The sequence below is a fragment of the Streptomyces sp. NPDC055140 genome, from assembly GCF_053607285.1.
The window spans coordinates 563,536-577,867 of record NZ_JBSGTG010000002.1 but is presented as its reverse complement, the minus strand read 5'-3'; the positions used below and the strand labels follow the sequence as shown (position 1 = coordinate 577,867).

Here is a 14,332-nt window from a genome sequence, read left to right as displayed (position 1 = left end):
CAGTCGCACAAAGGCGTGCGAGGGGGGAGAGCTGTGTTGCGGAGCGTGGGGCAGAAGCTGGTGGCGGTCAGCGAAGAGGATCCGCGGGTGACGGAGTTACGCACCGCGGTGTCCAGGCTGCGTCGTGAACTGGCCGCCCATCCGGCCGAGTTCCCCGACCGCGCGGTCGCCGAGGACGAACTGGCCGCCCTGGACGCGATGGCCGCCGGCGGCCTCCCGGAGATCCCGCGCCTGCGCCGGTCCCTGCTGCTCATCGCGGGCGCGATCGGCTCGGTCAGCGCCCTGGCGAAGGGCCTCGGGGACGTGCGGAAAGCGGTGGAGCTGTTCGGTGGGCCGCCACTGCACTGACCTCGTACGCGAATTGACGGCCCATCGGTCCGGAGTTACGCCACCCAGTGGGGCCTGCCCGGCTCGTCGCCCGTCGTGCCGAGGCCGTCCGCGAGCGTCTGCGCCAGGCGGCGCACCGCCTCCCTGGCGACCTCGGGCGGCTGGGTGTACGGGAAGCGCAGCCGGTGCTCGTGCGTGCCCGGGTCCGCGCCGAAGCGGGAGCCGCCCTCGATGCGCACCCCGTGCCGCAGCGCGGCCCGGGCGAGAGCCGAGGCGATCGGGCGGCCCAGGTCGATCCAGAGCGACAGGCCGCCGGGCGGCAACTGCCAGCGCCACTCCGGCAGTTCACGCGCCAGGTCCTCGGCGAGCGCGTCCCGCTGGGCCCGCATCCGGGGAAGGCGCTCGCTCAGGACCTCGTCCATCCGGTCGACCAGCCGCAGCGCGACGAGCTGGTCGAGCACGGAACCCGACATGTCGAACGGCACCCGTGCCGTGGCCAGTTCCGTGATGAGCCGCGACCCGGCCCGCACCCAGCCGATGCGCAGCCCGCCCCAGTGCGACTTGCTCAACGAGCCCACGGTGACGACTTGTTCGCCCGCGCCGTGCGCCGCGAGCGAGGCGAACGGCGCGGGCGCCGGCACGTCCAGCGCGATGTCGGCGACCGTCTCGTCCACGACCAGCCAGGTCCCGGTCGCCCGCGCCGCCTCGAGGAGCCGCACCCGCTGCTCGCGCGGCATCAGCCGCCCGGTCGGGTTGTGGAAGTCCGGGATCAGATAGGCGAGCCGCGGCGCGGTCTGGCGCAGCGCCGACTCGAACAGGTCCGTGTCCCAGCCGCCGTCCGTGACCGGCACCGGCGTGGCCCGCATCCCGCCCCTGTTCAGCGCGTCCAGGGCGTTCGGGTACGACGGGTTCTCGACCAGGACGCGGTCGCCCGCCCTCGCGAGGAGCCCCAGGGTGAGCGACACCGCCTGCTGGGCGCCCGAGGTGATGAGGATCTGCTCGGGAAGCGTCGGCAGCCCGCGCCGCGTGAACCTCTCGGCGACCGCGGCCCGCAGCTCGGGAAGCCCGTACGGGTGGTAGCCGGGCGTCGACGCGTGCCGGGGCAGCAGTGTGCTCGCGGCGGCGAGCGCGTCGGCGAGTTCCGCCTCCGGTGCGCCGGGCGCCGCGACGGCGAGGTCGATCACGTCGTCGCCCGCGGGGAAGACGGCCACGCTGGCGGGCCGCTGTCCCTCGGGCAGCTCGGTCCAGGTCCCCGCGCCGCGCCTGCTGCGCGCGTAGCCGCCCTCGCGCAGCAGGTCGTAGGCGGCGGTGACCGTGGCGCGGCTGACACCGAGTGCCGTGGCCAGCTCGCGCTCGGCGGGCAGCCGGGTGTGCAGCGGGATACGTCCGTCGAGCAGCAGGGTGCGCACGCCCTGGGCGAGGGCGCGGTAGCCGGGCCTCTCCCCGGCGGTCACCGCCAGGAGGCCGGCCAGGCGGCGGCTGCCCAGGGATCTGTTCATGCTGTCCGTGCCAGGGGTGCTCAAGGCGTGGACCACTCGATTGCCTGCCATGCCAACTCTCCGTTATTGGCCCTGCTGTCCAGGCCAATCAGCGTACAGACTCGACAGAGGTCAGGGGCTTTGGCCTGGGGAGCGGCTGAGGAGGCATGCCATGGATGGGTACGGGGCGGGCTGTGTCACGGACCGTTTCGAACGGGAGATGCAGCGCCGCGCGGAAGCGCGCACCGTGCGCCCGGCGGGTGCCTGGGTCCGCGCGCTCGTGAACGGGAAGCGGCGCAAGGGGAGGAAGCCGTGACTGGGGTTGCGGCCCGGCGCTCCGAGTCAGTGGCCGGGCAGGTCGTCGTCGGGGTGAGCGACTCACTCGGCGGGCTCGCGGCGCTGCGCGCGGCCGCCGAGCAGGCGCGCCGCTCCGGCCGGGTCCTCGTAGCCGTCCACGCCTGGGAGCCGCCCGAGGGCGAGGGCCTGTACGCCCGCCGCCCCGACCGGCAGTGGGCCCGGCACTGGCACGGCGAGGCCCGCGCCCGCCTCGACCGCGCCTTCGCCGAGGCGCTCGGCGGGCCGCCCCGGGACGTGGACCTGGTACGCCGTGTGGTCAGGGCCAAGCCGGGCCGGGCTCTGTGCGACGCGGTGGCGGGCCCGGACGACCTGCTCGTCATCGGCGTCCACCCACGCCGCATGTGGCGCGGGCGGATCCACCGCTACGTCGTCGCCCACGCCGGCTGCCCGGTCCTGACCGTGCCCGCGCCGCCGCTGGCGCGGCACGAGCTGCGCGCGCTGCGCCGGGCGAGCGCACACGACTTCGCGGCGGCGGGTCCGGCCGGGTGAACGGGGGCAGCGCCGCATGAGTCCGCGTGCGGTGGCTGTCGCTGTGCGCGGCACGGGCTGCGGCGGGTCCGGCAGGTTGGACGGCGGGTCAGCGGCGCATCAGGCCGCGTGCGGTGGCCGCGGCGACCGCCGCCGTGCGTGAATCGACGCCCAACTTGGCGTAGATGTGCACGAGATGGGACTTCACCGTCGCCTGGCTGAGGAACAGTTCCTTGCTGATCCGCTGGTTCGACAGGCCGTCCCTGACGAGCTGGAGCACCTCCAGCTCGCGGCGGCTGAGCGCCTCGGCCGGGGCGCGCATGCGGTCCATCAGACGGTGCGCGATCGCGGGGGCGAGGGCGGACTGGCCGGAGGCGGCCGTGCGGACCGCTGCCGCGAGCTCCTCCGGCGGCGCGTCCTTCAGCAGATACCCGGACGCGCCCGCCTCCACCGCGGCCAGGATGTCCGCGTCTGTGTCGTACGTGGTCAGGACGAGGACACGCGGCGCACCGGGCCGCGCCGCGATGGCCGCGGTCGCCTCCGAGCCGTGCATCCCGGCGCCGAACTGGAGGTCCATGAGGACGACGTCGACCCCGCCGGCCGCGGCGAGCTCCACGGCCCGCTCCGCCGTGGCGGCCTCCGCGGCGATCTCGAAGTCGGGTTCGGCGTCGAGGACCGCGCGGAGCCCGGCGCGTACGACGGGGTGGTCGTCGGCGAGCAGGAGCCGGATGGTCATGCCGCCCCTGCCACCGGAAGGGGGAGTGTGATCGCGACCGCCGTGCCCTGACCCGGCGCCGACTCCACCGTGAACGTGCCCCCGAGGGACTCGGCACGTGAGCGCATCGCGGGCAGGCCGAACCCGCCGTCACCGGCCGGGGCCGACATGGGGTCGAAGCCGCGGCCGTCGTCCACGATGTCGAGGGCCACGGCCGTGTCCATGAAGCTGAGGGTGATCTCGGCGCGGCGCGCCCCCGCGTGCCGCACGGTGTTCGCGAGCGCCGACTGCGCGATCCGCAGCAGCGCGACCTCGTACGGCGTCGGCAGCCCGGCCGGCGTGCCGCTCGCCGTGAAGCGGACGGTGAGCCCGGGAGCCGTCGTGCACAGCCGCTCCAGGGCCCCGGCGAGTGACCCGTTCTCCAGGTCCGGCGGGGACAGGGCCCGTACGAAACGGCGGGCCTCCGCCAGGTTGTCCTGGGCTGCAGCGCGCGCCTGTTCGATGTGCGGGGCGGCAGGGGACTGCGGCGGCAGCGCGCGCTGGGCCGCGCGCAGCAGGAGCTGGATCGAGGACAGGCCCTGCGCGAGGGTGTCGTGGATCTCGCGGGCCAGGCGCTCCCGCTCGGCGAGGGTGCCCGCCGTGCGCTCCGCGGCGGCGAGTTCGGCGCGCGTCGCGATCAGCTCCTCGATCAGGTGGCGTCTGCGCTCGCTCTCGCGGTACAGCGTCTGGTAACCGATGACCGTCGCCACGGCCACGGCCGCGCCGAGGAGGGGCCCTATGAAGGCCCCCGGGTTGAGCGGCTGCCCATGGAGTACGTACGAGGCGATGGCCGCGCCGGCGGTGAGCGTCACGGCGGGCACGCCCCAGCGGGCGGGCAGCAGATGCAGCTGGAGGAAGTACAGCGGGAACGCCAGCCACAGGCCGTCGGGGGAGAGGACGAGGAGCACCAGCCACACTGCGCACAGCGCTCCGAGCCACAGTGCGGCCCCGGCCCGCGTGGCCCGTACGGCCGGGATCAGCGGGCCCGCGCCGTACACGACGGCCATCACGACCGCGGCGGCCACCACGGCGCCCGCTCCCGTGGAGTCCCCGGCCAGTGCCCGGCCGGCGACCAGCACGAGCAGCCCGGCCATCAGCAGATGCAGGCACAGGCGCAGGACGCGCAGAACGGGGGTCAGAGAACGTGGATCCATACCGTCACCAGCGTAGGCAGAAGATCCCGGCCCGCGGTCAACCGAAAGTTTGAAAGGTGGCTCCTTCCTTCGATTCGGGTGAAGCGTGCTGTGGCGCGATGCCCGGGACGGGGGCCCGGCCGCAGGCTGGGGACCATGTTCGTCGCATGGAGAGATCTACGGTTCGCCAAGGGCCGGTTCGCACTGATGGGAAGCGTGGTCGTGCTGATCACGCTGCTCGTCGGCCTGCTGTCCGGCCTGACCGCGGGCCTGGCCCGGGACAACACCTCGGCGCTGACCGGGCTGTCCGCCGACCACCTGGCCTTCGCCCGGCCGCCGGACGGCCAGGCGGTGTCGTTCACCGGGTCGGCGGTCGGGGCCGAGCAGTGGCGCGCGCTCGCCGCGCGCCCGGGGGTCGACAGCGCGCAGCCGCTCGGTATCAGCACCGTCAACGCCGCAGCGGGCCACCACACGGCGGCCGTGTCCGCGTTCGGCGTGCGGCCCCGCTCGGGTCTCGCGCCCGACACGACGGCACCCGGCACGGCCGTCCTGTCCCAGCAGGCGGCGGACGATCTGGGCGCGCGGCCCGGTGACCGTATCGCCCTGTCCGGTACGTCCCTCACGGTGAGCGCGGTCGCGGGCGACGCCTCGTACAGCCACACGCCTGTCGTCTGGATCGACCTCGGCGACTGGCAGAGCGTGGCGCCGGGCGGGCAGCGCTCCGGGGAGGAGCAGGCGACCGTGATCGCCCTGCGCACCGGGGACGGCGCCGACCTCGGCGCCGCGGACCGTGCGGCGGGCACCGAGACGCGGACCGTCGACGGGGCGCTGGAGGCCATAGGGTCCTACCAGGCCGAGAACGGCTCGCTCCAGCTGATGCGGGGCTTCCTCTTCGTCATCTCGGCGATGGTCATCGGCGCGTTCTTCACCGTGTGGACGATCCAGCGCAGCGGCGACATCGCGGTCCTCAAGGCCCTCGGCTCCTCGACGCCCTATCTGCTGAAGGACGCGCTCGGGCAGGCCGTGGTCATGCTCGTCGGCGGTACGGCCCTCGGGACGGCGCTCGCGGCGCTCATCGGGGCGTTCGTGCCCGACAGCGTGCCGTTCGTCATGGAGCCGCTCACCACGCTCGGCCCGGCCGCCGTCATGACCGTCCTCGGCGCGGCCGGCGCCGCCCTGTCCATCCGGCGCATCACCGCCGTCGACCCCCTCACCGCACTCGGGAGCGCCCGATGAGCCTCGACCTCGACGAGATCACCCTGACCTACCCGGACGGCGACGGCCGCATCACGGCGCTCGACAACGTCACGCTGCATGTCCCGGCCGGCACGGTCGCCGCGGTCGTCGGCCCGTCCGGCTCGGGCAAGTCCAGCCTCCTCGCGGTCGCGGCGACGCTGGTCACGCCCGACAGCGGCACCGTGACGGTGGGCGGCACGCCGACGGACTCGATCGGCCCCGCCGAACGCGCCGGGCTGCGCCGCCGCTCCCTCGGCATCGTCTTCCAGCAGCCCAACCTGCTGCCGTCCCTGACCGCCCTCGAACAGCTCCAGGTCATGGCCCACCTGGACGGCCGCAAACCGCACGAAGTACGGGAGCGGGCAGGGGAGTTGCTGGCAGCGGTCGGGCTCACGGACCAGGCGCGCCGCCGCCCTCACCAGCTGTCCGGCGGTCAGCGCCAGCGCGTCAACATCGCCCGCGCCCTGATGAACGAGCCGTCGGTCCTGCTCGTGGACGAGCCGACGAGCGCCCTCGACCACGAGCGGGGGGCGGCCGTACTGGATCTGCTCGCCCGCCTCACGAGGGAGCGCGGCACCGCGACGGTCCTGGTCACGCATGACCGGGCGCATCTGGCGGTGGCGGACGAGGTGTGCGAAATGGTGGACGGGCGGCTCACGACGGCCGGCCCGTCCCGTGACGCTGCGGGCGGTGCCCGCTACACGCCGACCCCGGAGCTCGACAGCGCCACCGACAGCTCCTCGGCGACCTGCTGAAGCACCGGCACGATCTTCTCGGTCGCCTCGTCGGTGACGCGCCCCGCCGGGCCCGAGATCGAGATCGCGGCGGCCGTGGGGGAGTTGGGCACGGAGACGGCGAGGCAGCGCACACCGATCTCCTGCTCGTTGTCGTCGACCGCGTACCCGGCGGTGCGCACCTCGGCGAGCGCGTCGAGGAAGCCTTCGGGCGTCGTGATCGTCTTCTCCGTGGCGGCCGGCATGCCGGTCCGCGCGAGCAGCGCGCGCACCTCGTCGGCCGGGGTGCCGGCGAGCAGGGCCTTGCCCACGCCCGTCGAGTGCGGCAGGACGCGGCGGCCCACCTCGGTGAACATCCGCATCGAGTGCTTGGACGGCACCTGCGCGACGTACACGATCTCGTCCCCGTCGAGCAGCGCCATGTTCGCCGTCTCGCCGGTCACCTCGACGAGGCGGGCGAGATAGGGGCGGGCCCAGGTGCCCAGCAGGCGGGAGGCGGACTCGCCGAGGCGGATCAGGCGGGGGCCGAGCGAGTAGCGCCGGTTGGTCTGCTGGCGCACGTACCCGCAGGCGACCAGGGTGCGCATCAGGCGGTGGATCGTCGGCAGGGGAAGGCCACTGCTCGCGGAGAGCTCGCTGAGACCCACCTCGCCCCCGGCGTCGGCCATCCGCTCCAGGAGGTCGAAGGCGCGCTCGAGGGACTGGACTCCGCCGGTCGGGGCGGAAGGGCCAGAGGACTTGGTGCTGGCGCTTGACGTCGGCACGGGCGCGTTCCTTTCGGGGCGGAAGGGCAAGGCTGCAGCCTACCCGGCGGTCACCGCGGGGGGTGTGGCACGGCCCGGGTTGTTCCAGCCGGTCAGGGCGCCTTTGTCCGGGTGTCGCCGGGCCATACCTGTGCTCTCTTGACGGTGTCGTCGTAGATAGCTACGTTCTGGCTTACGGAATTCTAATTCCACTTTGTGGAAACGTCCAGGGCGGCGTCGTCCCGTACGAGGAGGGTCTTGACGGACCCTGGACCGGAGTGAAAACTCCTTCAACAGAACGTTGAATTTACTGAGAGGGGCTCGGGTGTCCGACGTCGAACTGGTGCTGCGCTCGACCCGCGTCATCACCCCCGAAGGCACGCGGCCCGCGTCGGTCGCCGTCGCCGGGGGAAAGATCGCCGCCGTCCTTCCGCATGACGCGGAGGTACCGGCCGGCGCCCGGCTCGAGGACTTCGGTGACGATGTCCTCATGCCCGGCCTCGTGGACACCCATGTCCATGTGAACGACCCGGGGCGCACGGAGTGGGAGGGCTTCTGGACGGCCACCCGCGCCGCGGCGGCCGGCGGCATCACCACGATCGTCGACATGCCGCTCAACTCGCTGCCGCCGACGACGACCGCGGCCAACCTCCGCACCAAGCAGGACGTCGCCGCCGCCAAGGCGCACATCGACGTCGGCTTCTGGGGCGGCGCGCTGCCCGACAACGTCAAGGACCTGCGTCCGCTGCACGACGCCGGCGTCTTCGGCTTCAAGTGCTTCCTCTCGCCGTCCGGCGTGGACGAGTTCCCGCACCTGAACGGTGACCAGCTCACCGCCTCCATGGCCGAGATCGCCGGCTTCGGCGGCCTGCTCATCGTGCACGCCGAGGACCCGCACGAGCTGGACGTCGCCCCGCACAACAGCGGTCCCAAGTACGACGACTACCTCGCGACCCGGCCCCGGATCTCCGAGGACGTCGCGATCAAGGGGCTCATCGACACCGCCAAGCGGATCGGCGCCCGCGTCCACATCCTGCACCTGTCCTCCTCCGACGCGCTGCCGCTGATCGCCGAGGCCAAGGCCGAGGGCGTCAAGCTCACTGTCGAGACGTGCCCGCACTACCTCACGCTCACCGCCGAGGAAGTCCCGGACGGCGCGAGCGAGTTCAAGTGCTGCCCGCCCATCCGCGAGGCCGCCAACCAGGACCTGCTGTGGCAGGCGCTCGCCGACGGCACCATCGACTGCGTCGTCACCGACCACTCGCCGTCGACCGCCGACCTGAAGACCGACGACTTCGCCACCGCGTGGGGCGGCATCTCCGGCCTCCAGCTGAGCCTCTCCGCCATCTGGACCGAGGCCCGGGGGCGCGGCCACTCCCTCGACGACGTGGTGCGCTGGATGTCCTCGCGCACCTCGGAGCTGGTCGGCCTCGACGACCGCAAGGGCGCCATCGCCGCCGGCCGCGACGCCGACTTCGCGGTTCTCGCACCCGAGGAGACGTTCACCGTCGACCCGGCCGAGCTGCAGCACCGCAACCGCGTCACCGCCTACGCGGGCAAGACGCTGCACGGTGTCGTCAAGTCGACCTGGCTGCGCGGTGAACGCATCGTCGCCGAGGGCGAGTTCACCGCCCCCGCGGGCAAGCTCCTCGAAAGGAACAACTGATCACTGTGACGGCGATACCCAGCTTCACCGGCGACGCGAACCCCTACGGCGGCGGAGACCCCTACGCCGACTACCGCACCGCCGACTTCCCGTTCACGCAGTACGCCGACCTCGCCGCGCGGCAGCTCGGCGCCGGTGTCATCGCTGCCAACGACGAGTTCTTCGCCCAGCGCGAGAACCTCCTCGTGCCCGAGCGCGCCGAGTTCGACCCCGAGCACTTCGGCCACAAGGGCAAGATCATGGACGGCTGGGAGACCCGGCGTCGCCGCGGCACCGGCGCGGACCACCCGTGGCCGACCGCCGAGGACCACGACTGGGCGCTCGTCCGGCTCGGCGCCCCCGGCGTGATCCGCGGCATCATCGTCGACACCGCCCACTTCCGCGGCAACTACCCGCAGGCCGTCTCCGTCGAGGCCGCGTCCGTGGAAGGCGCGCCCACCCCGGAGGAGCTCCTGTCGGGCGACGTCAAGTGGACGACGCTCGTACCGCGCACGGCGGTCGGCGGCCATGCGGCCAACGGCTTCGCCGTCGACGTGGAGCAGCGCTTCACGCACCTGCGCGTCAACCAGCACCCCGACGGCGGCATCGCCCGCCTGCGCGTTCACGGCGAGGTCGTGCCCGACCCCAAGTGGCTCGCCACGCTCGGCACCTTCGACGTCGTCGCCCTGGAGAACGGCGGCAGCGCCGAGGACGCCTCCAACCTCTTCTACTCGCCCGCGAGCAACACCATCCAGCCGGGCCGCTCCCGCAAGATGGACGACGGCTGGGAGACCCGCCGTCGCCGCGACCAGGGCAACGACTGGATCAGCTACCGCCTGGTCGCCCAGTCGCAGATCCGCGCCCTGGAGATCGACACCGCCTACCTCAAGGGCAACTCGGCGGGCTGGGCGTCGGTCTCGGTGCGCGACGGCGATGATGGCGCGTGGGTCGAGGTCCTGCCCCGCACCCGCCTCCAGCCCGACACCAACCACCGCTTCGTGCTCGACACCCCCGCCGTCGGAACCCACGCGCGCGTGGACATCTACCCGGACGGCGGCATCTCCCGCCTGCGCCTGTTCGGCTCGCTGACCGACGAGGGCACGGCCCGTCTGACAGCCCGCCACCAGGAGCTCGGCGGCTGATCCCGTCCCTCCCGCAGACCCGCGCGGGGGCGTACCGGCCCGACAGCACCGGTACGCCCCCGCGCGCATCACGTCACGCCGCGTGCCCGCCGTCCACGGCGAACTCCGCGCCCGTGACATAGGTGGCCTCGGGGCCCGCGAGATAGGCGACCATCGACGCCACCTCGTCGGCCGTGCCGAACCGGTCCAGCGCGACGGAAGCGGTCTGGCCCGAGGCATAAGGGCCGTCCGCCGGGTTCATGTCCGTGTCGATCGGGCCCGGGTGGACGATGTTCGCCGTGATGCCGCGGCCGCCCAACTCGCGCGCCAGCGCCTTCGTCAGGCCGATCAGGGCCGCCTTGGTCGTCGCGTACACCGTCCCGCCGGGACCCGGTACGCGCTTGGCCATGCAGGTGCCGACGGTGACGATCCTGCCGCCGTCGGACAGCCGTGCCGCAGCTGCCTGCGAGGCCAGCAGGACACCGCGCACGTTCACCGCGAGCGCGTGGTCGATCTCGGCGAGGGAGAAACCCTCCAGCGGTCCGAGCACCCCCAGGCCCACGTTGTTCACCAGCACGTCGAACCTGCCGAACGCCTCCGCCGCCTGCTCCACGGCACCGGCGGCCTCGTGGGCGTCCGCCGAGTCTGCGCGCAGGGCGAGACCGCGCCGCCCCAGTGCCTCGATGCGGCGCACGACCTCCTCGGCCGCCTCCTTGCCGTTCACGTAGGTGACCGCCACATCCGCGCCCTCACGGGCGAGCCGCAGCGCGGTCGCCGCGCCGATCCCACGGCTGCCACCGGTGACGAGTGCTGCCTTGCCGTTCATGGGTCCTCCTGAAGCCATCGGTTGTAATGGCTTCAAGTAAATGGACGGGCGGTCCCTGGTGCTGGCGGCAAACGGACACCTATGCCGCCGCCCCCGGCCCCGCGGGCAGACCGACGCATTCCGGGTGCGGGTGGGCCCAGGGCCTCTCGACTCGATCGGGCGCAAGACCCGAGCCGGCCCGGCGGGCGGAAAGCGCTGGCCCGGACGATCTTGCCGCGGGTACGGTGAGCCGCCCCCGTGCGAGCCGCCGCCGTCTCCACGCCCGCCGTACGCCGCCGGAGACCGCACCTTGACCACCCTCACCGTCACCGCGCCCCGCCGCGCCTGGCTCACCGACCTGCCCGTTCTCCTCGTGGCCGTCGTCTGGGGAGCCAGCTATCTCGCGGCCAAGGGCATCACCACCCAGACCACCGTCCTCGCGGTGCTCGTGCTCCGTTTCGGCGCCGTCCTGCCGGCGCTCGCCGTGGTCGGACGGGGCACGCTGCGTGGGCTGAGCGCCGCGCAGTGGCGCGGGGCGGGACTCCTCGGGCTGATCCTCAGCGGAATCTTCCTTCTGGAGACCTACGGCGTCGTCCACACCTCCGCGACGAACGCGGGCCTCATCATCAGCCTCACCATGATCTTCACGCCCCTCGCCGAGGCCGCGGTGACCCGGACCAGGCCGTCCCGGACGTTCCTCGCCGCGGCGGCCGTCTCCGTGGCGGGCGTCGTCCTGCTCACCCAGAGCGGCGGCTTCACGGCCCCGTCCGCCGGTGACCTCCTGATGCTGCTCGCGGCACTCGCCCGCACCGTCCACGTCCTCGCCATGGCCCGGATGAAGTCCGTGCGGGGAGCGGACGCGCTGCCCCTGACGACGGTCCAACTGGGCGCGTCCGTCGTCGTGTTCGCGCTCCTGTGCGGTGTTCCGGGGACCGGCGCCGCGCCGTGGGAGGTGGCCGCGGACTTCGGCGCGCGCGAGTGGGCTGGGCTCGTCTTCCTGTCCGTCTTCTGTACGCTCTTCGCCTTCTTCGTACAGATGTGGGCGGTCCACCGGACGTCACCGTCGCGGGTGAGCCTGCTCCTCGGCACGGAGCCGCTGTGGGCCGCGGCGGCCGGCATCGTCATCGGCGGCGAACGCCTGGGGCTGCTGGGCCTGTTGGGAGCCGTGTTCGTGCTGGCAGGAACGGCATGGGGGCGCCGCGCCACCGCCTGAGCCGCCGCCGGAGACGTACGCCGAGCGTCCCCGAACGCGCCCTGGACGCGCCTGAAGCGGCGCCTCCGATTGGTTAACTTCCGGAAAACTCCCCTGACTTGACGTTGACACGCCAGGCTCTACGCGCGTCACACTAGGGGCCATGCGAATCCCCCCACGAATCGCCAGTGTCACTGCCCTCGCCGCCGCCCTGCTCATCGGCGGCCCCGTCCTCGCCGGTTCGGCCACCGCGGCCCCGGCCCCCGTCACGTACTCCGTGACCGCCGTCGGCGACATCTGCTACTCGGCGCTGCCCTCCCAGGCCCACGACACCCTCGACCTCATCGAGCAGGGCGGCCCCTACCCGTACGACCAGGACGGCACCGTCTTCCAGAACCGGGAAGGCGTCCTGCCCTCGCAGTCCACCGGCTACTACCACGAGTACACGGTCATCACCCCTGGTTCCCCGACCCGCGGCGCCCGTCGCATCGTCACCGGTGAGCAGTCCCAGGAGGACTACTACACCGGCGACCACTACGCGACGTTCGACCTCGTCGACCACGGCTGCTGAAGCGACCCCGGTGACCGGCGCCGTCAGCTCCTGACGTTCTCCGACGCGGCGAACAGGGCGAACGCGAGCACGATCAGCGCGATGCTCCCGTACACCTCGTAGCCGTCGAGGAAGCCGAGGTGCTGGATGACGCCCCAGCTCAGCCACCCGGTGAACTCGTGCAGCAGGCCGACCGCGCCCTGAATGAGCGCGATCGCGCCGATGAACTCCAGAACCTTCTTCATAGGTGACAACCTCGCCCCGCGGACCTCCCACGCACATCGGCCGCGGGGCGAGGCGCGTCCCGCCACAAGACGCGGCTTCCGGCGGGGCGCGCCTACCGAAGTACCGGCCGCCGAGACTTTCGTCCACGGTCCGCTCCACGAGGCGGTCCCGGGCGCCCCGGGTGCGTAGATTTGTCGACCATGGAGGTTCAGGAGCGGACAGGGACGACCCCACCGGGGGAGCCGTACCGGTGGCGGCGCAGGATGCTGCCCTCGGCCGTCGCCGACGAGCTCGACCTGGACCCGGACGGCCGCCCCGGCCGCAGGCGCCGCACCCTGCGCGACTGGGTCGTCGACTTCACCTGCTTCGGTGTCGCCGTGGCCATCGGCCTGCTCGGCGCCCACTCCGTCTCGAACGACCCGAACACCTCCGAGGGTCTCGCCGACCTCGACCAGTGGCTCGGCGCACTCGCCTGCGCCTCCGTGTGGCTGCGCAGGCGGTGGCCCATGGGCCTGGCCGTCGCACTGTCGGCCGTCAGCATGATGTCGAACAGCGCGGGCGGCGCCACCATGGTCGCCATCTTCACCCTCGCCGTGCACCGGCCCTTCCGATACGTCGCCTGGGTCGCCGGCGCCTCCTGCGCGCTGATCCCGTTCTTCTTCTGGATCCGGCCGGACCCGGACTCGCCGTACATCTTCTCCGTCGCCTTCACGATCGTCCTGACGATCACCGTCGTCGGCTGGGGCATGTTCGTACGCTCCCGGCGCCAGCTCCTGCTGTCGCTGCGTGACCGGGCGCGGCGCGCCGAGACCGAGGCCGGACTGCGGGCCGAGCAGGCGCAGCGCCTCGCCCGCGAGGCCATCGCCCGCGAGATGCACGACGTGCTCGCCCACCGGCTCACGCTGCTCAGCGTCCACGCGGGCGCCCTGGAGTTCCGGCCCGACGCCCCGCAGCAGGAGGTCGCCCGCGCGGCCGGCGTCATCCGCGAGAGCTCCCACGAGGCGCTCCAGGACCTGCGCGAGATCATCGGCGTCCTGCGGGCCGACGACCACGGCGAGGAGTCGGGGCGGCCCCAGCCGACGCTGGCCGGACTCGACGCCCTCGTCGCCGAGTCGCGCGAGGCGGGCATGAAGATCGTCCTCGACCACCAGGTAACCACCCCGGACGCCGTCCCCGCGTCCGTCGGCCGCACCGCCTACCGCATCGTCCAGGAGGGCCTGACCAACGCCCGCAAGCACGCCCCCGGCGCCGCGGCCGAGGTAGTCGTCTCCGGCGCGCCGGGCGACGGCGTCACCGTCTCGGTCCGCAACCCGCCGCCGCCCGGCGAGGTCCCGCACGTGCCCGGCTCGGGCCAGGGCCTGATCGGCCTCACAGAACGCGCGACCCTGGCCGGCGGCAGCCTCGGCCACGGCGCCGCCGACGACGGAGGCTTCGCGATCGAGGCGTGGCTGCCGTGGCCCGGGTGACCCCCGCCCGCGGCGGGCACCCATGGACCAGGCGATCAACGCCTCGCTACGGTGGCCCCCGAGGACGGTGGCGGCGGCGACGGTGACGGCTGCGGTAC

At 73.2% G+C, this 14,332-nt stretch carries 16 protein-coding genes; 10 read left to right on the top strand and 6 right to left on the bottom strand.

All coding sequences use genetic code 11. From position 1 onward, the window contains the following. Nucleotides 1–33 precede the first annotated feature (33 nt). A complete protein-coding gene (locus ACWFR4_RS06435; protein WP_453463376.1) occupies nt 34–348 on the top strand; it encodes a DUF5955 family protein in 315 nt (104 codons plus the stop codon). A 35-nt stretch (nt 349–383) separates the two neighbouring features. Here the strand turns inward: ACWFR4_RS06435 and yczR are convergent, their stop codons facing one another. Then, nucleotides 384–1,877 (bottom strand): MocR-like transcription factor YczR, encoded by a 1,494-nt coding sequence (yczR, locus tag ACWFR4_RS06430; RefSeq protein WP_453651133.1) that lies wholly within the window; start codon nt 1,875–1,877, stop codon nt 384–386. A 100-nt stretch (nt 1,878–1,977) separates the two neighbouring features. Between yczR and ACWFR4_RS06425 the strand changes: the two genes are divergently transcribed. Together ACWFR4_RS06425 and ACWFR4_RS06420 are read left to right on the top strand one after the other, a co-directional pair. After that, entirely contained in the window at nt 1,978–2,121 is a 144-nt protein-coding gene (locus ACWFR4_RS06425; protein ID WP_328542119.1) for a hypothetical protein, read from the top strand. Continuing rightward, complete coding sequence (locus ACWFR4_RS06420) at nt 2,118–2,651, top strand: universal stress protein (RefSeq protein WP_453651131.1); 534 nt, start codon at nt 2,118–2,120, stop codon at nt 2,649–2,651. Before ACWFR4_RS06425 ends, ACWFR4_RS06420 begins: the two co-directional genes overlap by 4 nt. An 88-nt stretch (nt 2,652–2,739) precedes the next feature. Here ACWFR4_RS06420 and ACWFR4_RS06415 read toward each other — a convergent pair whose 3' ends face one another. Further along, on the bottom strand, nt 2,740–3,366 hold the full coding sequence (locus ACWFR4_RS06415; RefSeq protein ID WP_227298113.1) for a response regulator: 627 nt from the start codon (nt 3,364–3,366) through the stop codon (nt 2,740–2,742). Further along, nucleotides 3,363–4,538, bottom strand: coding sequence for a sensor histidine kinase (locus tag ACWFR4_RS06410; protein ID WP_453651129.1), 1,176 nt, complete (start codon nt 4,536–4,538; stop codon nt 3,363–3,365). The genes ACWFR4_RS06415 and ACWFR4_RS06410 overlap by 4 nt, the downstream gene beginning before the upstream one ends. 135 nt (nt 4,539–4,673) lie before the next feature. On the opposite strand from ACWFR4_RS06410, the gene ACWFR4_RS06405 reads away from it, so the two are divergent. Both ACWFR4_RS06405 and ACWFR4_RS06400 read left to right on the top strand, forming a co-directional pair. Beyond that, nucleotides 4,674–5,753, top strand: a complete 1,080-nt coding sequence (locus ACWFR4_RS06405; protein WP_453651127.1) for an ABC transporter permease — start codon at nt 4,674–4,676, stop codon at nt 5,751–5,753. Further along, complete coding sequence (locus tag ACWFR4_RS06400; RefSeq protein WP_453651125.1) at nt 5,750–6,508, top strand: ABC transporter ATP-binding protein; 759 nt, start codon at nt 5,750–5,752, stop codon at nt 6,506–6,508. Before ACWFR4_RS06405 ends, ACWFR4_RS06400 begins: the two co-directional genes overlap by 4 nt. Here the strand turns inward: ACWFR4_RS06400 and ACWFR4_RS06395 are convergent. Then, complete coding sequence (locus ACWFR4_RS06395; protein ID WP_453651123.1) at nt 6,451–7,251, bottom strand: IclR family transcriptional regulator; 801 nt, start codon at nt 7,249–7,251, stop codon at nt 6,451–6,453. The genes ACWFR4_RS06400 and ACWFR4_RS06395 overlap by 58 nt on opposite strands. Before the next feature lie 304 nt (nt 7,252–7,555). Between ACWFR4_RS06395 and allB the strand changes: the two genes are divergently transcribed. Beyond that, nucleotides 7,556–8,896, top strand: coding sequence for an allantoinase AllB (gene allB, locus ACWFR4_RS06390; protein WP_453651121.1), 1,341 nt, complete (start codon nt 7,556–7,558; stop codon nt 8,894–8,896). Between the two features lie 5 nt (nt 8,897–8,901). Next, a complete protein-coding gene (gene alc, locus ACWFR4_RS06385) occupies nt 8,902–10,017 on the top strand; it encodes an allantoicase (RefSeq protein ID WP_453458335.1) in 1,116 nt (371 codons plus the stop codon). Between the two features lie 73 nt (nt 10,018–10,090). Here the strand turns inward: alc and ACWFR4_RS06380 are convergent, their stop codons facing one another. Continuing rightward, a complete protein-coding gene (locus ACWFR4_RS06380) occupies nt 10,091–10,822 on the bottom strand; it encodes an SDR family oxidoreductase (RefSeq protein WP_453651119.1) in 732 nt (243 codons plus the stop codon). Between the two features lie 289 nt (nt 10,823–11,111). Between ACWFR4_RS06380 and ACWFR4_RS06375 the strand changes: the two genes are divergently transcribed. Together ACWFR4_RS06375 and ACWFR4_RS06370 are read left to right on the top strand one after the other, a co-directional pair. Next, nucleotides 11,112–12,014: a DMT family transporter gene (locus ACWFR4_RS06375; RefSeq protein ID WP_453651117.1), complete on the top strand. Its 903-nt coding sequence runs from the start codon at nt 11,112–11,114 to the stop codon at nt 12,012–12,014. Nucleotides 12,015–12,156: 142 nt separating this feature from the next. Next, nucleotides 12,157–12,564 (top strand): ribonuclease domain-containing protein, encoded by a 408-nt coding sequence (locus tag ACWFR4_RS06370; protein ID WP_100591458.1) that lies wholly within the window; start codon nt 12,157–12,159, stop codon nt 12,562–12,564. Between the two features lie 23 nt (nt 12,565–12,587). Here ACWFR4_RS06370 and ACWFR4_RS06365 read toward each other — a convergent pair whose 3' ends face one another. Beyond that, nucleotides 12,588–12,788 (bottom strand): hypothetical protein, encoded by a 201-nt coding sequence (locus tag ACWFR4_RS06365; RefSeq protein WP_453651115.1) that lies wholly within the window; start codon nt 12,786–12,788, stop codon nt 12,588–12,590. Nucleotides 12,789–12,968: 180 nt separating this feature from the next. Here ACWFR4_RS06365 and ACWFR4_RS06360 point away from each other — a divergent pair, with 180 nt between their 5' ends. Further along, nucleotides 12,969–14,234, top strand: a complete 1,266-nt coding sequence (locus ACWFR4_RS06360; protein WP_453651113.1) for a sensor histidine kinase — start codon at nt 12,969–12,971, stop codon at nt 14,232–14,234. The last annotated feature ends 98 nt before the right edge of the window (nt 14,235–14,332 follow it).